This is a genomic window from Caulobacter sp. BE264, from assembly GCF_031457805.1.
GTDB lineage: Bacteria > Pseudomonadota > Alphaproteobacteria > Caulobacterales > Caulobacteraceae > Caulobacter.
The window spans coordinates 123343-140416 of sequence record NZ_JAVDXI010000009.1 but is presented as its reverse complement, the minus strand read 5'-3'; the positions used below and the strand labels follow the sequence as shown (position 1 = coordinate 140416).

Genomic DNA, 17074 nt, shown 5'->3' with positions numbered 1-17074 from the left:
AGGTGTCGGCGAAGCCGACGGAGGGGGAAGAAGCCGGCTCAGCAGCACTTCCCCCTCCGGCCTTCGGCCTCCTCCCCCTCTGGGGGGAGGATTTTTCAACCATCCGACTAGGGTCGCTAGCCGTCTCTAGCCTCCCGCCAGAAACCCGACACTAACGGCTACAGGTAAGCACGGCCTTCGGAGAGGATCACGACGCCCCCTACCCCTCCTGGCCGTCCTTCTTGCGCTGGCTGGGCTTGAGGATGACCTTGTCGATGCGCGAGCCGTCCATGTCGACGATCTCGAGGTCGAAACCGCCGATCGTGACATGCTCGCCCTCGGTGGGCAGGCGGCCCAGGCGGTCGAGGATCAGGCCGGCCACCGTGTGGTAGCCGCCCTCGGCCTCGAAGTTTTCGCCCAGGTGATCGTTCAGCTCCTGGATATCGAGGCGGGCGTCGATCAGCCAGCCGCCATCATCGCGACGGATGATGCGCTTCTCGTCGTCATCGTGATCTTCCGGGAAGTCCCCGGCGATCATTTCCAGCAGGTCCAGCGGGGTGATGGCGCCCTGCAACGAGCCGAACTCGTCGACGACGAGCGCCATGTGCAGGCTGGTCGACTTGAAGAGCTGCAGCGCCTTGAGCAGCGACATGGTCTCGGGGATGGCCAGCGGCTGCTGGACGTGGGCTTTAAGGTCCAGAGGCTCGCCCGACAGGCAGGCGTCCAGCAGGTCCTTCTTCAGCAGCACCCCGACATCACCGTCGAGGTCGCCCTCGGTGGCGACCACAATGCGCGAATGGGCGCTGGCGCGGATTTCGGTGAGCACGGTCTCGGTGTCGTCGGCCAGCGACACCCAGAAGAGGTCGCGGCGCGGGGTCATGGCGACGCGCACGGGACGATCGCCCAGGCGCAAGACCTCCTGGATCATCGAGCGCTCCTCGGGCTCGATCAGGCCCGCGTCAGCGCCCTCGGCCAGGACCGCCTCGACCTCTTCGGAGGTGACGCTGGTGTTGCGCTCGTCACGCACGCCCATCAGGCGCAGCACGGCGGCGGTCGAGACGGTGAGCAGGGTCACGAAGGGCCGCAGCACCGTGGCCACAATCGCCAGGAACGGCGCCATGCGGCGGGCGATGGCGTCGGGGAAGATCAGCGCCAGCCGCTTGGGCACCAGTTCGCCCAGGATCACCGACACATAGGTCAGGCCGATGACGACGATCGTGGTGGCGATGGCCTCGGAATACTGGGCCAGGGCCGGGACGCTGGCCTCCAGCCAGGTGTCCAGCGCGGCGGCGATGGTGGCCTGGCCGTAGGCGCCGGCGAAGATGCCGATCAGCGTGATGCCCACCTGGACGGCCGAGAGAAACCGCGTCGGGTGCTCCGACATCTCCAGGGCCAGCTTGGCCCCCCGATCTCCCCGCTCGGCGAAGCCCTGCAGGCGCGCCTTGCGCGCCGAGACAACGGCCAGTTCGGACATGGAAAAGACCCCGTTCAGCAGAACGAGGAAAAGGACGACGACGAGCGCGACGAGGATCATGGCCCTTCAGGGTCAGGGACGCGTCGCCGGACGGCGACTGCGACCGGCGCATGGGGAGGTCCGGCGCGCCACTATACAAACAAAAACGCCGCGGCCCATAGAGCCGCGGCGCGATTGCTGGACAGGCGCCCTCTTACGAGGCGGGACGCGCCATGGTCACCTTCTTGGCGGCCAGGTCCTTCTGGGCGTTGTGCTGGCCGGGGGGCAGCGGGATCAGACCACGGCCCTGCAGATAGCCGCCACGGCCCGTCGCGGCGTCGGACGTGAACTCGCGAACGAACTCTTCCAGGCCCGGGGTGACGCCGAGGTTGGCCTTCTTGACGTAGATGAACAGCGAACGCGCGAGCGGGTAGGAACCGTCCGAGATCGTCTGGGGGGTCGGACGCACGCCGTTGACGGTCGCGCCCTTCACCTTGTCCATGTTCTCTTCAAGGAACGAGAAGCCGAACACGCCCAGGGCGCCCGGCGTCTTGGTCAGGGTGCCGACGATGGCGTTGTCGTTCTCGCCAGCGTCAACCCAGCCGTCGCCGCGCAGCGGGTCGACCAGCGACTTGAACTTCTTTTCGTTGTCCGAACGGATCGCGTCGACCGTCGGATACTTGCGGGCGCCGGCCTCGATGGCCAGTTCGACAAAGGCGTCGCGGGTGCCCGAGGTCGGCGGCGGGCCGTAGACCTGGATGCGGTTGCCCGGCAGGCCGCCGGCGACGTCGTCCCAGCTGTTGTGCGGGTTGGGAACGAACTTGCCGTTCTTGAAGACCTGTTTGGACAGGCCTTGGTACAGGTGCTCGAGCTTGAAGTTGTAGTCGGCGCCGTCCTTGTCGGTGGCGACCACGATGCCGTCGAAGCCGATCTTGATCTGGATGATGTCCTTGACGCCCTTGGCGGCGCACTGGTCGAACTCCGACTTCTTCATCGGACGCGACGCGTTGGCGATGTCCGGGAAGCCTTCGCCCGTACCCGAGCAGAACAGCTTGATGCCGCCGCCGGTGCCGAGGCTTTCAACCTTCGGGGCCTTCTTGCCGGTCTTCTTGGCGAAGTTTTCGGCGACGCGGGTGGTGAACGGGAACACGGTCGAGGAGCCGGCGGCCCAGACGTAGTCGCGGGCGGCATGGGCGGGGGCGGCGGCGAGGCCCGACAGGGCGACGGCGGCGGCCGCGCAGGAGAGAAGCTTCTTCATGACGAACTCCGGAGGAGACGGAAGGGGAAGGCCGGGCGGCTCCATGACGGGCCGCCCGTTTCATTTCGAGCTTAGAAGTCGAACTGAGCGCGAAGCTGGAAGGTGTTGACGTCGACGTCGTTCAGCTGGGCGTTCGTGCCCGTCAGGACGGTCGGGTTGTCGTTCTTCGACTTCGTGTAGTTCGCCTGGAAGCGGACGTACGAGAAGGGGTACCAGTTCAGACCTGCGGTCCAGGCGGTGTACTTGCCGGCCGTAGCCACGCCCTTCAGATCGGTCAGGTCGGTGCTGTCGTAACGGATGGCCGCTTCCAGCGCGCCCATGCCGCCGGCGGTCACCGGGTTCAGGATGCGGGTGCGGTTGAACTCGCCGCGGGCGGCTTCATAGCGGCGGGTTTCGCCGGTGAGGAAGACGCTGGCGGTGACATAGTAGGCGTTCAGGTCGACGTCCGCAGCCTTGTTGGCTCGTTCGGCGGTGATGCGAGCGTACTCGCCTTGCAGCGAGAAGTTCTTGTGCAGCAGCACGCCTTCCAGGCCGATGGTCTTGTCGCTGACGCCGACAGCGCCGGTCGACACGTAGCGCACGCCATAGTTGGTGTTGTTGCGGACCTGGTAGGTGAAGTTGGCCTGGTCGCCGCGGTTACGATAACGATACCAGCCGCCGACGTGGACCGTCGTGTAGTCGGTCATCACCGGCGCGTAGGTCACGCGGCCGTTATAGCCGAAGGTTTCGCGCGAACCGGTCGCGGCGTTGGTCGCGACATCGGCGCTGTTCAGGCTGTCACCCGACACCGCCACGGCGGCGGTCCAGTTGAAGCCGGTCTTCTTGACCTGGACGTTCATCACGCGGCCGGCGTTGATGAAGTCGTTGAACGCGCCGCGTTCCATCATCGTGTTGTAGCGCGACGAGGTGATGTCCTCGAGCGACACGGTCTTGAAGTTACCGACGATGAACGAGGTCGTTTCGTCCGGCTTGTACTCGAGGGTCAGGTCTTCCCACTGCGTGGTGCCGCCGCCGCTCGAGATCGAGGCTTCAGCCTTGTAGGCCCAGTTGGCGTTCCAGGTGCCTTCAACGCCCAGGCGCGCCGTGCGCAGACGGGTGTTCGAAGCCTTGAAGTCCACGCCCGTGCCCGTGCGGTCGACGTCTTGGAAGACGGTGTCGACATAGACGCGGCCGCGCACCTTGAAGGTCAGCGACTCGTTGGCGAACTGCGGCGCGCCGCGCCAGGTGGTGGTGGTGTCCTGGGCTTGGGCGGCGACGCCCAGGCTCAGAGCGAGCGCGACGCCCAGCGCCGAACCAGCGACCAGCGAGCTCTTGGTGCTCATCGTGAGAAATCCCCTTTTGCGCCCCTGTTCTCGCGCCCGTTCGTCGAGCGGATCAGGAATGCTTGGGGGCTTACCGACGAGACGTGACGCTTCCGCCACAGCTTTATGACAGCCCAGCGACAAGCGTTTCCGAAGGGTTAAGCTGTGGCAAAGGGGCCACAAAACATCGCCGCGACGCTGCGAGATTCTCCGTCCACCGACGACCTGTCCTCAAAACGGGGAGCCCCGAAACGACGACCGCCTCCCTGGTCGGCCAGGGAGGCGGCGAAAAGTCAGGACTGCGGATCGATCACAGCAGCCGGGTGCGGATGACCTGGGACAACAGGTCGATCATCGAGACGGCCACCACGATGACCAGCACGATGCAGCCGGTCTGGTCGAACTGGAACGCGTTGATCGAGTCGTAGAGGATCTGGCCGATGCCGCCCGCGCCGATGATGCCCAACACCGTGGCGGCGCGGCTCGACGATTCGAAGCGATAGAGGGCGTAGCTGGTCCACAGCGGGGCCACCTGCGGGATCACGCCCCAGACGATCTCCTGCAGCTTGACCGCGCCGGTGGCGCGCACGCCCTCGACCGGGCCCTTGTCGATCGACTCGACCGCTTCGGCGAACAGCTTGGCCAGAACGCCGCCGGTGTTGAACATGATCGACATGACGCCTGCGAAGGGCCCCAGGCCCACGGCGGTGATGAAGATCAGCGCCACGACGAGGTCCGGGATCGAGCGGATCAGGTCCAGGACCCGGCGCACGGGCTGCTGCACCCACACCGGCGCGATGTTGCGCGCCCCCAGAAGACCCAGCGGGATGGCGACGATGATCGCCAGCGCCGTCCCCCACATCGCCATCTGGATCGTCTGCCACATCTTGCCGATGAACAGGCTCCAATCCATCGACATGAACAGTTCAGGATCACCGAACGGCTTGAAGAACAGCTGGGCGAAGCCCTGCGTCTTCTCCGTGTCGGTGAATAGCTGCGGAAACTTGTCGATCTCGGCCGGCTTGAAGCTGATGATCAGCAGCAGGATCACCCCGCCCCACAGCAGGGTGTCGAAGGCCAGGGCCGAAGTCGAGCGCTTCGGCGGGGGCGGGATCGCCCCGTCCATTTTTGCGGCTTGGCTCATCCAGGACCTCAGTTGGCCGGCTGAGCGACGACGCCCGCCTTGCCCTCGGCGGCCACACGCTCGGCCTTGACGCCGTCGAGGACCTTCTGGGCGGCGGCGAGCTTGGCCTGGTCACCCGCCTCGCGGGCCAGGCCCAGCTGTTCTGTCGCTTCCATCTCGCGCACCACCAGCAGGTGGGTGTCATCGGCCGGCTTGAAGCCGCCGATCGAGAGTCGCTTCAGATAGCCGCGTTGCTGTTCGGCTTCGGGCGTGTCGCCTTGCGCATAGGTCAGGAAGAACTGGCGCAGCTTCTCCTTCACGACCGGGTCGATGTCCTTGCGCCAGACGATCGGATCCTCCGGCAGCGTCGGGGATTCCCAGATAATCCGGATCTTGTCGGTGACGCCCTCGCCGCGAGCCTTGGACAGGTTGATGGCGGTGGAGTTGTTGGTCGAGGCGTCCAGCTTGCCGTTGGCCACCGCGAACAGGTTCGCCTGGTGGTTGGCGCTGATCACGGTCTTGAAGCACTCTTCGGGCTTCTTGTTGGCCGGGATGAACACATAGGTCATCGGCGCGAGGGTGCCCGAGGTCGACTTCTTGTCGCCGATCCCGAAGTCCAGGCTCTTGTCGCACTTGAGCAGGTCCTGGACGGACTGGATCTTGCTGTCGGCCGGAACAATGATCACCGACTTGTAGCCATCCGTACCCGACGGATCGAACGTGCGGGCGAACACTTCGCCATTCGCGCGGCGGACCGCCTCCAGGCCCGACTGGTTCGAGAACCAGCCCAGATCCGTCTGCTTGGCGCCCATGGCCACGATCAGCGACGAGTAGTTGGACGAGAAGAACGGCTTCACCTTGAGGCCGGTCTGCTTCTCCATGTCCTTCAGGATCGGCGTCCAGTAGCTCTCCATGTTCTGGGCCGACTCGGTCGACAGGATGGAGAAGGTGACCTCGTTAGTGGCCGCCGGCGCGTCGGACTTGCCCGAGCACGAGGCGAGCGCCAGGGCCGAAAAACCGGCGGCGATGACGAGAGCCGAACGACGGCTGATCATTGGGGAGCTCCTTCCCAGAACACGTCTTCGAATTCCGGGCCGTAGATATCGATGAGTTTTTCGCGCTTCAGGTCGGAGGCCGGGCCGTCATAGACCTTCTGGCCGGCTTTCAGGGCCACGACCCGGTCGCAGTAGCGCAGGGCGTAGTCCACCTGGTGCAAGGTGACGACAACCGTGAGGCCGTCGCTTTGATTCAGGTCACGAAGGATCTCCATGACCTTGCGCGCGGAGACCGGATCCAGCGAGGCGACCGGCTCGTCGGCGAGGATGATCTTGGCCTTCTGGACCAGCGCGCGCGCGATGGCGCCGCGCTGCTGCTGGCCGCCTGACAGGGTGTTGGCGCGCTGGGCGGCGTATTCGGAGACCCCGACACGGTGCAGCGCCGCCATGGCCGCCTCACGCGTCTCCTTGGGCCACCAGCCCATGAGCCCCTGGAGCAAGGGGATCCGCCCCAGCGAGCCGAGGGCGACGTTGCTGAACAGCGACAGCCGGCCGACCAGATTGAACTGCTGGGCGATGAAGCCGATGCGGACCCGCGCCTTGCGCACCTGATCCGAAACCTTGCCCCGCGCCTGCACGGGACCGCCGAACGCGGTGATGACGCCTTCCCCTTCATCGATGGTCTGGAGGCCATCGATGGAGCGCAGGAGCGTGGATTTGCCCGACCCCGAGGGGCCAATGAGCGCGATCATCTCGCCCCGATTTACATCGAGCGAGACAGTGTCCAGCGCGCGGCGAGACCCGAAGGTCTTCGAGGCGGCGCGGATCGAGAGAACAGGGTCCGACGTCATGGTCGGGACGAATCCTTAACGTGGTTTCACAGGTTGGGAAATGCGTTCTCCGGTTTGCGGGACGGACGCAACGGATTTGTGACAGGCGACTGCGTTTTCTAGGCCCGCCACGGACCGCCACCCCAGCAGGGAAGCCCCTGTATTTTCAGCCTTGGCGAGGTGAAAGGCGGTGAAAAGGGTCGCCCCAGCCCCTGCGACCCGGGCCTGGATCAATTCGCCCCGAAACGGGGCCGCAAAAGGGTCTTTACATCCCGGATCAATGCCCCTATTTCGCACGGCTCCGGCGGACCCGAAGTCCTCTAAACGCTGCTAACGCCGGCCTGGGTTTAACTTCCAACAGGGGGTTACGTGAATTGCGCACGTACCATTCGCCCCTGGACCTGGTCCGTGAGCGGTCACCGGAACGTCCCGTCGCACTCGTGCGGCCTGACGCGGTTGCCGTAGCTGCGCGCTGGTTCCAGTCCGAATTTAAAGGCGACGTCTTCTACGCGGTGAAGGCCAATCCTTCGCCGTGGGTGATCCGTGAGCTGGCGCAGGCCGGCGTGCGATCCTTTGACGTCGCATCGTTGAACGAAGTCGAGCTCGTGGCCGCCGAGGCCCCGGGGTCGCGCATGGCCTTCATGCACCCGGTCAAGAGCCGCGCCGCCATCTCGGCCGCGTACTTCGACCACGGCGTGAAGACCTTCTCGTTCGACACCCATGAAGAGCTGGCCAAGATCCTGGACTCCACGGGGCAGGCCAAGGACCTCAACCTGATCGTCCGCATGGGCGTGCAGGCCGAGGGCGCGGCCTACAGCCTGTCGGGCAAGTTCGGCGTCGAGATGCATAACGCACCGGGTCTTCTGCTGGCCGCGCGTCGCGCGACCCAGGACCTGATGGGCGTGAGCTTCCACGTGGGCAGCCAGTGCATGCGCCCGACCGCCTTCCAGGCGGCGATGGCACAGGCCTCTCGCGCCCTGGTCCGCGCCGGCGTGCTGGCCGATGTCGTCGACGTCGGCGGCGGCTTCCCGTCGATCTATCCGGGCATGGTCCCGCCGGATCTCTCCGAGTATCTGGCGGCCATCGACCGCGGCTTCGCCGAGATGATGGTCCACGAGACCACCGAACTCTGGTGCGAGCCGGGCCGTGCCCTGGTGGCCGAGGCCTCGTCGCTGCTGGTCAAGGTCGAGCTGAAGAAGGGCGACGCGCTCTATCTGAACGACGGGTCCTACGGCTCGCTGTTCGACGCCGCGCACATGAAGTGGCCCTTCCCGGTGAAGCTGTACCGCAAGAGCGGCGAAGTGGTGGAAGAAGGTCTCAAGCCCTTCCGCTTCTATGGCCCGACCTGCGACAGCGTCGACCACATGCCCGGCCCCTTCTACCTGCCGGAGAGCGTCGACGAGGGCGACTATATCGAGATCGGCATGCTCGGCGCCTATGGCGTGGCCATGAACACCCGCTTCAACGGCTTCGGCGAGACCGACACCGCACAGGTTCAGGACGCGCCGATGGCCTCGATGTACGGCCTGGCCAAGCGCTCGATCCCGGTCGTCCGTCAGGAGACGGAAGAGCGCAAGATCGTCCGCTTCTCGCGTCCGAAGGGCGCGGCCGGCAAGCGCAAGCGCCGTCGCTAGGTTTGATACAAGGTCTTTCCGCCGTGCGTCCTTCGAGGCTCGCCGGCGGCGAGCACCTCAGGATGAGGAACGCCTTGCACTGAACTCCTCATCCTGAGGCGCCCACGCAGTGGGCCTCGAAGGACGCACGACGCGAAATCGTCACTAAGCCTCGCGATAGAACTGAGTTACACCGCGCCGCACTCAAGCCGTGAGCGTTTGGGTACGAACCGCATTTCCACCGGTCGGTCGCTCCGTCCCGGCAGGTGGCTAGTTTCAACGACGGGCGTCCAAAGTCAGGGAAACCGAAGCGATGAACGCTCCCGTTCCGAACAACCAGAAGGCCGAACTGCTCCAGAAGGTCGTCGAGCACGTCGACATCACGTCGTACGACGCCCGCCCGATCATCGACTCGATGCGCAAGATGTCGTTCAGCTCGCGCGACACCGCCCGCGCGGCCGACATCTTCAACATGGCCCTGGCCGACAAGGGCTGCTCGACCTGGCTGATCCTGGCCGGTTCGACCTCGGCCGGCGGCTGCATGCACGTCTATCGCGACATGGTGAAGAACGGCATGATCGACGCCGTGGTCGCCACCGGCGCCAGCATCGTCGACATGGACTTCTTCGAGGCCCTGGGCTTCAAGCACTATCAGGCCGCCGGCCCGGTCGACGACAACGTCCTGCGCGACAACTACATCGACCGCATCTACGACACCTATATCGACGAAGAAGAGCTGCAGGCCTGCGACCACACGATCCTGGAGATCTGCAACCAACTGGAGCCCCGCGGCTATTCCTCGCGCGAGTTCATCTGGGAGATGGGCAAGTGGCTGGCGGAGGGCAACGCCAAGAAGGAAGGCTCGCTGATCCAGACCTGCTACGAGGAAGGCGTGCCGATCTTCTGCCCGGCCTTCGTCGACAGCTCGGCCGGCTTCGGCCTGGTCAAGCACCAGAAGGAAAAGATCGCCGAGAAGAAGCCCTACCTGATGATCGACGCGGTCGCAGACTTCCGTGAACTGACGGACGTCAAGATCGCGGCCGGCACCACGGGCCTGTTCATGGTCGGCGGCGGTGTTCCGAAGAACTTCGCCCAGGACACCGTCGTCTGCGCCGAGATCCTCGGCGTCGAGGCCGACATGCACAAGTACGCCATCCAGATCACGGTGGCCGACGTGCGCGACGGCGCCTGCTCGTCGTCGACGCTGAAGGAAGCCGCCTCGTGGGGCAAGGTCTCGACCACCTACGAACAGATGGTCTTCGCCGAAGCCACCACGGTCGTCCCGCTGATCGCCAGCGACGCTTACTGGCGCAAGGCCTGGGAAGGCCGCGAGAAGCCGCGCTGGAACAAGCTGTTCGGCAAGTAAGGCTGACGGTCCGGCGGGCTTGATCGACCGGACTTGAAAATGCAGGGTCTCCGAAAGCGATTTCGGGGACCCTTTTTTCATGCGCGCTGTCTGGCTCGTCACCACCGCCGCCCTGATGCTGACCGGCTGCGCCACGTTGGGCGGCGACGCGCCCAGCAACCGCTACCTGGCCAAGGGCGTCTTCGACGCGCGCGACCACCTGCCGCCGCCGCCCGCCAAGGGCTCGCCGGCCGCGTTGCGCGATCGGGCGGTCTTCCAAGCCACCCGCACCCTGAAGGACACGCCGCGCTGGTCCCTGGCCCAGGCCGACGACGTCGAAGAAAACGTGCTGGACGGTTACGCCTGCGCGCTCGGCGTCAGCCCCTCGTTCGAGCGCAATCCCAAGCTCGCCGCGACCCTGCTCCGCATGAGCCGCGACGTCCGCTCGGCCGTCGCCGGACCCAAGCTGAAGTACCGTCGCCCGCGCCCCTATTTCAGCGAGGAAGGCCCCATCTGCATCAAGCGCAGCCTGGGCCTGGCCTTGTCGCCGGACTACCCTTCGGGTCACGCGACCTGGGGCTGGAGCGTCGGCCTCGTCCTGGCCGAACTGGCCCCCGACCGCCGCGATGCGATCCTGGCGCGCGCCAAGGCCTATGGCGAAAGCCGCGTGGTCTGCGGCGTGCACAACATGAGCTCGGTCGAGGCGGGTCAGATGAACGCGGAGAATCTGCTGGCGGCGCTGAAAGCGTCGGACGCGTTCAAGGCGGATCTCGCCGCCGCCCGGGCCGAACTCGACGCGGCGCGATCGGCAGGGCCTGCGCCGGCCCCGGCGCGCTGCGAGGCCGAGGCGGCGGCGTTGTCCAAACCGCTTCTGTAGCTTGCGCCCGCGCCACCCGACCTCTACCTCTTGACCATGGCCAACGCCCCTTCCTGCGGACACGACCACCACAACCACGGCGTCGCCGGCGCGGCGCTGGCGGCTGAGCTCGATGCGGCCGAGGCGCGCTGCACGGCCGCCGATCAGCGCCTGACCGCACCGCGGCGCCGTGTGCTGGAACTTCTGCTCGAAGCCGGCCAACCGGTGAAGGCCTACGACCTGATCTCGTCCTTCGGGGGCGATGGTCCGCCGGCCAAGCCGCCGACCGTCTACCGCGCGCTCGACTTCCTGGAGAAGCAGGGCTTCGCCCACCGGATCGAGAGCCTCAACGCCTATGTTGCGTGCCGCAAGGAAGCCGACGGCCACGCCGCCGCCTTCCTGATCTGCGACTGCTGCGGCGCGACGCGGGAAATCGAACCCAAGGCCAGCGCCGAGATCATCGCCGCCGGCGAAGCAGCGGGCTATGCGCTGACAGGCGTGACGATCGAGGCCCATGGCCTCTGCGCGGATTGCAGAAGCTGACGCAACCCCGCTAGACTCGAACGACCGTTCCATTCGTTCGAGAGTCCTCATGACCGCCCAGTCCCTTCCCGGCGTCGAGATCTGGCGCGGCGGCGTGAACACCTGGGACTGCGACGAGATGGGGCACATGAACGTGCGCCACTACGTCGTCCGCGCCCAGGAGGGGCTGATCGGCATGGCCGCCGAACTGGGCCTACCCCACGCCTTCTCGCCCCACGCCAATGCGACCCTGCTGGTCAAGGAACAGCACATCCGCTTCCTGCGCGAGGCCCACGCCGGCGCCCCGCTCTACATGCTGGGCGGGGTCATCGAGATGAGCGAGACCGAGGCGCGGATCCTGCAACTGCTGATCCACCCGGCCTCCGGCGAACTGGCGGCCACGTTCCAGACCACCGTCGTCCACGCCACGCCGCGGGACGGCCAGCCCTTCCCCTGGCCCAAGATCGCGCGCGAGCGCGCCGAGGCGCTGAAGATCGCTGTTCCCGAACGCGCCCAGGCCCGCAGCATCGACCTGTCGTCGTTCACGCCCACGGCCAGCCTCGCGCGCGCCGACGCCCTGGGTCTGGCGCGGATCGGCCTTGGCGGCCTCCTGCCATCGGACTGTGACGTGTTCGGAAGGATGCGGACCGAACAGTTCATCGGCCGGGTGTCGGACGGCATCGGCACGTTCATCCATCCCTTCCGCGACGTCGTGGTCGAGCACGCCGAGCACAAGCCTCAACGGATGGGCGGCGCGGTTCTGGAGTACCGGATCGTGCATCTGGCCTGGCCGCGGGCCGGCGATCGGATCGAGATCCGTTCGGGCCTCCTGGGAACCGACGCCCGGACAATGCGCGTCGTCCACTGGATGTTGGACCCCGCCACGGGCGAGCCTTGGGGGACCTCCGAGGCGGTGGCCATCACCTTCGATCTTGACGCCCGCAAGGTGGTGCCGGTCAGCGACGCGGCCCGGGCGGCGCTGGCCGCCCATGAGGTCAAGGGACTGGCGCTTTAAGCCGTCGCCATCTCAAAAAGGGCGTCGCGCACCAGGTCCGGGCGCTCCATGGGCAGGAAGTGACTCGTGCCTTCGACCGTCTCGATCCGCACGTTGCGGCCCCGGCGCCCGAAGCCGTCGCCTGCGCGGCAGGTGGAGTGCTTCTGCGCCTTGAGAATTCTCACAGGCGCGGTCACACGTCGGACCGCGCGCCAGGGATCATGCGCCTGGGCCGCGTAGTTCGAGGCCTCCCAGGCCGGCGCGCAAGCCAGGCGGACCTTGCCATCCGGGGCGTCGACAACCCCACCGGCCACATAGTCGGCCAGCATGGTTTCAGGCCAGGTCTTGAAGGCGCCGCGTCCCTTGTAGCCGGCGAACACCGCCTCTCGGTTGTCGAACACCTCGCGCCGCTTCATCGCCGCCTGGGCGATCGGTAACTGCAGGAAGCCTCGGCCGGAGGTCCAGGGGGCTTTGGCGTAGAGGTTGGCCAGCCAGGGCATGATGACCGGGTCCAGCAGCAGCAGGCCCTTGACCCGTTCAGCGCGCTCGGCGGCGGCCAGCAGGCTGACGGTGCCGCCCATCGAGTGACCCGCCAGCACGACCGGCGGCCCGTCCAAGGCGTCCAGCAAACCGACGAGGTCGTCCCGCAAATCCCGCCACGAGCGCCGGCCCCTAGGATCGGCCGGCAGACTCGTCGCGCCGTGACCGCGCTGGTCGATCGCCAGAATCCGCAGACCTGCCGCCAGCGGCGACAGGAGCGTCCGGTAGGTCTGGGCGTTGAAGCCGTTGGCGTGCACGAAGACGATGTCGATCGCCCGATCCTCGGGACCAAACTCCAGGGCGGCGATCTCGCCGCCGGGCACGGCCACGACACGTCGGCGAGGTTCGCGAAAAACGGCCGCGTCCATGGCGTGGCTCCCTCAAAGTAATCAGCCGTAAGGTAGGCGTCTCCCGCCGCCGCGTCCATGCAGCTCAGCATGGCGTGACGATTGGCGCCGCGCCCGCGCCCCGAGCGGCCGGGCGCACAACGACAAAAGGGATCGCCCGTCTAAGCCAGACGAACGATCCCCTCTCAACCGCCATTGGCGGAAAGCGACTCTGTGAAGCGTTAGGCCTGGGTCAGCTGCCACTCGCCGCGATTGTCGCGGCAAGCGCTGTAGCGCTGGGTCGAGGTCGCCTGGCCGCCGCCCGAAACCGCAGCGTCGATCACGCGGCAGCTGGCCGCCATCTGGCCGTTGGGACGCACCAGCGAGGCGGCCGCATAGCCGACGCCAAAGCCGCTGCGACCGACCAGCACCCAGCCGCCCGTCGGCGCCTGGCCGATGGCGTCAAAGGTCTCGCCCGCCGCAAGCTTGCCGACCACGGCGGTCTTGGTCGAGGGACCCGCACGCAGGTTCACCGTCGACGCGGCGGTGTAGGCGCCGGCGGTCGCGGCCAGGGTTGGCAGGGTCTGCACGCCCTGGGCGTAGCGGATGTTGCGGCCGTCGATCGGCGGCCCGTAGCTGGACGAGACCACGTTGATCCGGCCCGAATTGCCGGTGCGGCTGTTGCTCCAGGTCTGGGCGACACCCGTCTCCAGCGCCTTCTTGGTGGCCTGCTCGGCCAGGGCGGCGTCGGTCGACTGCATGCGGCAGCCGATATAGGCGCCCGCCGCCGCGCCGGCCGCGGCGCCGACCAGCGCGCCCAGGGTCTTTTCGTTCTTGGAGACCTTGCTGCCCAGCAGCGCGCCGGCGGCCGCGCCGATCAGGGCGCCGCCTTCCTGCTTCTTGCCGGAGCCTTCGCAGCCGAAGATGCCGCCGAGCGGCTTGGATTGCTGGGCCAGCACCGGAGCTGGCGCGACCGTCAGGCTGGCGCCCAGGACGGCGGCGATAGCCAGGGCGGTGGCGGGGGTCTTGCGCGTCGTCATGTCGTTTCCCTTTTCCGTAGGGTCAGTGTTGTCGCCGCCCTCCCCCCGTCCGATAGTCGCGGACGACATAAGGGAGGCCGGCATGAGCAACCAGGATCAGGCGAACTATAGCTGTTTCAAGGTCGAGATCGAGGCTGGCGTCGCGCACATCCAGTTGAAGCGCCCCGAAGCCATGAACACCATGACACGGCCGTTCTGGAATGAGCTTCCCGCGATTGTAAAAGATATTGATGACAATGCGCGGGCGCGCTGCATCGTCATTTCCTCGACCGGTAGGCATTTCAGCGCCGGCATGGACCTGTCGGTGTTCACCGACGACGAGGGCGTCACGGTCCGCAACGAAGCCGACCGTTGGGTGGCGGCCGAGAGCTTCCGCCGCTTCGTCCATCACCTGCAGGACACCTTCAGCTGTCTGGACAAGGCGCGGATGCCGGTGATCGTCGCGATCCAGGGCGGTTGCATCGGTGGGGCGGTCGATTTCATCAGCGCCTGCGACATCCGCTACGCCACCACCGACGCCTTCTTCTCGATCCAGGAGATCAACATCGGCATGACCGCCGATGTCGGCACCTTCCCGCGCCTTTGCAAGCTGATCCCCGAGGGTTGGGTGCGCGAGCTGGCCTATACGGGTCGCCGCCTGCCGGCCCAACGGGCCCGCGACATCGGTCTCGTCAACGAGGTGTTCGACACCCACGAGGAAGTCGTCGCCCACGCCCTGGCCACCGCCCGCGAGATCGCCGAGAAGTCGCCGCTGGCCGTGGCCGGCAGCAAGGTGATGATCAACTACGCCCGCGACCACACGATCGCCGACGGCTTGGACTACATCGCCACCTGGCAGACGGGCATGTTCTCGGGTCCGCACATGGCCGAGGCCTTCACGGCGAAGGCCCAGAAGCGCGACGCGGTCTATCCGGACCTGCTGCCGCTGAAGAAGAAGATGTAGTTCAGGAGGATCGGCGCTTCCTGGGGGCGCCGATTTCCTTGTTCATCGCCTGGAGGGACCGAACCAGGTCGTCGCAGGCCAGCTTCGACGCTTCGCAGAGCACCTGCATCTTCACATAGACCTTGCCGCCCGGCCCGGTGACGACCTCTCGGCGGACGGCGGCCGGATAGGCGGGGTGCTTGGCGTCTGGGAACGACCACAGCGTGCGCGGCTGCGCTTGGATAATGATCGTCCAGCCTCCCTGGACAGACGTCTGGACGTCCGACCGCGTCTGCAGATCCGCCAGCGCGGCGGCGACCGACGGATAGCCGATCGGAGACTCGCTGACCTCGGGCAGAGGCCCGCTGTCCTGCGCTAGGGCGTGGGCGAAAGACCCGGCCACCAGAATGGCCGCCAACAGCATCACTCGCATCGCACGCCTCCAACTCAACCTCAGGATGCGCTCGCGACGCGCTCACGTCAAGCGGCGTTCATCCCATCAGTAAACGAATGTCATCGGCGTATCCGCCGCCGGCAGGCAGCTGCGGTCCACCGGCTTGGTCGGATCCTGGAAGAAGCTGCGGATCATCTTGCGGGCGCACGGATGACGGCTGACGCCGTGGGTGGCGTTGGTCACGATCACGACCTGCGAACCCTGATACCCCTTGGCGGCGGCGCGGGTCAGTTCAGGCGGGCAGCCGGGGTCGATCTCGGCGGCCAGGAACAGGGTCGGGATGGCGGTCTTGACCGGCGCCTGCTCCAGTTTGGAGATCGGCCCGAAATCCAGGCCGGCGCAGACGTCGTGGATGCGCTGCATCGAGGCGACCATCAGGCGGGCGACAGGATCCTTTTCGGTCCCGTCCGCCACGGCGGCGCGGGCCTCGAAGGGGATTTCCTCCTTGCACAGATGGGTCATGAACTGACCCTCGCTGTAGTAGTCACGGCTCTCGACGAACTCGGCCACCGGCGAGATGTCACCCTCGATGATCTTCCAGAGGTCACGCGGCAGGACGCTGGCGGTGAAGTAGCTGGCGTCCATCAGATAGCCGCCGAGGTCGTCGGCCGTGTAGGTCTTGCCGTTGATCGTCTGGGGCCCAGCCAGCCAGCGCTCGGCCACGACGGCCAGCTTGGCCTTCAGGTCCGGATAGCGCTTGGCGCACTCGGCGACCTGCGCGCACTTGGCCATGACGATATCGATCGAGCCCGAGACCATCGCCGGACCGCCGACCGTCCAATCGGCCTCAGGCGGCCAGGGCGAGTCCTGGACCACCGCTCGAACGCCTTGCGGCGTATGCGCCTGGATCGCCGCCTCGATGCGCGTGCCATACGAGCCGCCGTAGAGGTCGATCAGCGGCAGCTTCAGAAGCTTGCGCAGGTCCTGGACGTCCTTGGCGACCTCGACGGCGTTGTATCGCGACAGGTTCACGCCCTGGGCCTGGAACGCCTTCATGCACGCAACGATGGCCTGGGCGTCCTTATCGCTGGGCGGGCCCGCGTCGGTGAGGTTCGCGCCCGGACAGTCCAGGTTCGGCTTGGACTGCCCGCCGCCCCGCTGGTCGATGAAGATCCAGTCCTGGTCGACGGCGACATACTCCAGCGCCGCCTTGCTCTTGAGCATGCGCGGCAGGCCGCCGACCGCCGAGCCGCCGGGCCCGCCGTGCAGATAGACGACCGGCGGCTGGCCGGCCTTGGGCTCGCTGGCCTTGACGATGGCCACGGCGACGTCGATCCGGCGGCTCTTCGGGTCGCCGCGCGTCTCGTCGACAATAAGAGTCCCGCACCGCACCTGCCGCGCGGCGTCCTTGTAGTCGCCCTTGCAAGCCGACGGCTTGAACTGCGGCGCTGCGGCGTGAGCAGCTCCGCTGAGGCCGGCCAGCGCCAAGGCGCCGGCGGCGATCATCCAGGACAAACGCGACATCAAAGACTCCTACGGTTCGCGTGCATCAACACCAAGGTTAATGCGCACCGCAAGACTCA

At 66.6% G+C, this 17074-nt stretch carries 16 protein-coding genes and 1 pseudogene; 6 read left to right on the top strand and 11 right to left on the bottom strand.

The features are described from left to right. From J2X45_RS19000 to phnC, 7 genes and pseudogenes are all read right to left on the bottom strand, one after another. A pseudogene (locus J2X45_RS19000) lies at positions 1-103 on the bottom strand (hypothetical protein); the annotation flags it as partial. 96 nt (positions 104-199) lie between these two features. Next, a complete protein-coding gene (locus J2X45_RS18995) occupies positions 200-1513 on the bottom strand; it encodes a hemolysin family protein (RefSeq protein WP_310218045.1) in 1314 nt (437 codons plus the stop codon). A gap of 133 nt (positions 1514-1646) precedes the next feature. Then, a complete protein-coding gene (locus J2X45_RS18990; RefSeq protein ID WP_310218042.1) occupies positions 1647-2690 on the bottom strand; it encodes a substrate-binding domain-containing protein in 1044 nt (347 codons plus the stop codon). A gap of 71 nt (positions 2691-2761) precedes the next feature. Beyond that, a complete protein-coding gene (locus J2X45_RS18985; RefSeq protein WP_310218039.1) occupies positions 2762-4012 on the bottom strand; it encodes a porin in 1251 nt (416 codons plus the stop codon). A 289-nt stretch (positions 4013-4301) separates the two neighbouring features. Continuing rightward, positions 4302-5135 (bottom strand): phosphonate ABC transporter, permease protein PhnE, encoded by an 834-nt coding sequence (gene phnE, locus J2X45_RS18980; protein WP_310218036.1) that lies wholly within the window; start codon positions 5133-5135, stop codon positions 4302-4304. An 8-nt stretch (positions 5136-5143) separates the two neighbouring features. Beyond that, a complete protein-coding gene (gene phnD / locus J2X45_RS18975; protein WP_310218033.1) occupies positions 5144-6169 on the bottom strand; it encodes a phosphate/phosphite/phosphonate ABC transporter substrate-binding protein in 1026 nt (341 codons plus the stop codon). Then, entirely contained in the window at positions 6166-6960 is a 795-nt protein-coding gene (gene phnC / locus J2X45_RS18970; RefSeq protein WP_310218030.1) for a phosphonate ABC transporter ATP-binding protein, read from the bottom strand. The genes phnD and phnC overlap by 4 nt, the downstream gene beginning before the upstream one ends. A 353-nt stretch (positions 6961-7313) precedes the next feature. Here phnC and J2X45_RS18965 point away from each other — a divergent pair, with 353 nt between their 5' ends. From J2X45_RS18965 to J2X45_RS18945, 5 genes are all read left to right on the top strand, one after another. Further along, the gene (locus tag J2X45_RS18965; RefSeq protein WP_310218027.1) at positions 7314-8573 is read left to right on the top strand and encodes a type III PLP-dependent enzyme; all 1260 of its coding nucleotides are present in this window, start codon (positions 7314-7316) and stop codon (positions 8571-8573) included. 292 nt (positions 8574-8865) lie between these two features. Continuing rightward, positions 8866-9918: a 1,9-bis(guanidino)-5-aza-nonane synthase gene (locus J2X45_RS18960; RefSeq protein ID WP_310218023.1), complete on the top strand. Its 1053-nt coding sequence runs from the start codon at positions 8866-8868 to the stop codon at positions 9916-9918. 79 nt (positions 9919-9997) lie between these two features. Then, on the top strand, positions 9998-10774 hold the full coding sequence (locus J2X45_RS18955; protein WP_310218021.1) for a phosphatase PAP2 family protein: 777 nt from the start codon (positions 9998-10000) through the stop codon (positions 10772-10774). 36 nt (positions 10775-10810) lie between these two features. Continuing rightward, positions 10811-11296 carry a Fur family transcriptional regulator gene (locus tag J2X45_RS18950; RefSeq protein WP_310218019.1) on the top strand — a complete coding sequence of 162 codons (486 nt, stop codon included), beginning with the start codon at positions 10811-10813 and terminating at the stop codon, positions 11294-11296. 49 nt (positions 11297-11345) lie between these two features. Continuing rightward, entirely contained in the window at positions 11346-12290 is a 945-nt protein-coding gene (locus J2X45_RS18945; RefSeq protein WP_310218016.1) for a thioesterase family protein, read from the top strand. Here J2X45_RS18945 and J2X45_RS18940 read toward each other — a convergent pair. Continuing rightward, positions 12287-13177 carry an alpha/beta hydrolase gene (locus J2X45_RS18940; protein ID WP_310218014.1) on the bottom strand — a complete coding sequence of 297 codons (891 nt, stop codon included), beginning with the start codon at positions 13175-13177 and terminating at the stop codon, positions 12287-12289. The genes J2X45_RS18945 and J2X45_RS18940 overlap by 4 nt on opposite strands. Before the next feature lie 200 nt (positions 13178-13377). Next, positions 13378-14175, bottom strand: coding sequence for an SH3 domain-containing protein (locus J2X45_RS18935; RefSeq protein WP_310218012.1), 798 nt, complete (start codon positions 14173-14175; stop codon positions 13378-13380). A gap of 82 nt (positions 14176-14257) precedes the next feature. Here J2X45_RS18935 and J2X45_RS18930 point away from each other — a divergent pair, with 82 nt between their 5' ends. Continuing rightward, positions 14258-15118, top strand: coding sequence for a crotonase/enoyl-CoA hydratase family protein (locus tag J2X45_RS18930; RefSeq protein ID WP_310218009.1), 861 nt, complete (start codon positions 14258-14260; stop codon positions 15116-15118). A gap of 1 nt (position 15119) precedes the next feature. Here the strand turns inward: J2X45_RS18930 and J2X45_RS18925 are convergent, their stop codons facing one another. Both J2X45_RS18925 and J2X45_RS18920 read right to left on the bottom strand, forming a co-directional pair. Continuing rightward, on the bottom strand, positions 15120-15530 hold the full coding sequence (locus J2X45_RS18925; protein ID WP_310218006.1) for a hypothetical protein: 411 nt from the start codon (positions 15528-15530) through the stop codon (positions 15120-15122). A 66-nt stretch (positions 15531-15596) separates the two neighbouring features. Next, positions 15597-17018, bottom strand: coding sequence for an alpha/beta fold hydrolase (locus J2X45_RS18920; RefSeq protein ID WP_310218003.1), 1422 nt, complete (start codon positions 17016-17018; stop codon positions 15597-15599). Positions 17019-17074: the final 56 nt, after the last annotated feature.

Coding starts and splice junctions, on each gene's coding strand:
- J2X45_RS18935 (WP_310218012.1), bottom strand. CDS start 14,175: ATGACGACGCGCAAGACCCCCGCCACCGCCCTGGCTATCGCCGCCGTC.
- J2X45_RS18990 (WP_310218042.1), bottom strand. CDS start 2,690: ATGAAGAAGCTTCTCTCCTGCGCGGCCGCCGCCGTCGCCCTGTCGGGC.
- J2X45_RS18960 (WP_310218023.1), top strand. CDS start 8,866: ATGAACGCTCCCGTTCCGAACAACCAGAAGGCCGAACTGCTCCAGAAG.
- J2X45_RS18945 (WP_310218016.1), top strand. CDS start 11,346: ATGACCGCCCAGTCCCTTCCCGGCGTCGAGATCTGGCGCGGCGGCGTG.
- phnC (WP_310218030.1), bottom strand. CDS start 6,960: ATGACGTCGGACCCTGTTCTCTCGATCCGCGCCGCCTCGAAGACCTTC.
- J2X45_RS18925 (WP_310218006.1), bottom strand. CDS start 15,530: ATGCGAGTGATGCTGTTGGCGGCCATTCTGGTGGCCGGGTCTTTCGCC.
- J2X45_RS18930 (WP_310218009.1), top strand. CDS start 14,258: ATGAGCAACCAGGATCAGGCGAACTATAGCTGTTTCAAGGTCGAGATC.
- phnE (WP_310218036.1), bottom strand. CDS start 5,135: ATGAGCCAAGCCGCAAAAATGGACGGGGCGATCCCGCCCCCGCCGAAG.
- J2X45_RS18985 (WP_310218039.1), bottom strand. CDS start 4,012: ATGAGCACCAAGAGCTCGCTGGTCGCTGGTTCGGCGCTGGGCGTCGCG.
- J2X45_RS18995 (WP_310218045.1), bottom strand. CDS start 1,513: ATGATCCTCGTCGCGCTCGTCGTCGTCCTTTTCCTCGTTCTGCTGAAC.
- J2X45_RS18940 (WP_310218014.1), bottom strand. CDS start 13,177: ATGGACGCGGCCGTTTTTCGCGAACCTCGCCGACGTGTCGTGGCCGTG.
- J2X45_RS18955 (WP_310218021.1), top strand. CDS start 9,998: ATGCGCGCTGTCTGGCTCGTCACCACCGCCGCCCTGATGCTGACCGGC.
- J2X45_RS18950 (WP_310218019.1), top strand. CDS start 10,811: ATGGCCAACGCCCCTTCCTGCGGACACGACCACCACAACCACGGCGTC.
- phnD (WP_310218033.1), bottom strand. CDS start 6,169: ATGATCAGCCGTCGTTCGGCTCTCGTCATCGCCGCCGGTTTTTCGGCC.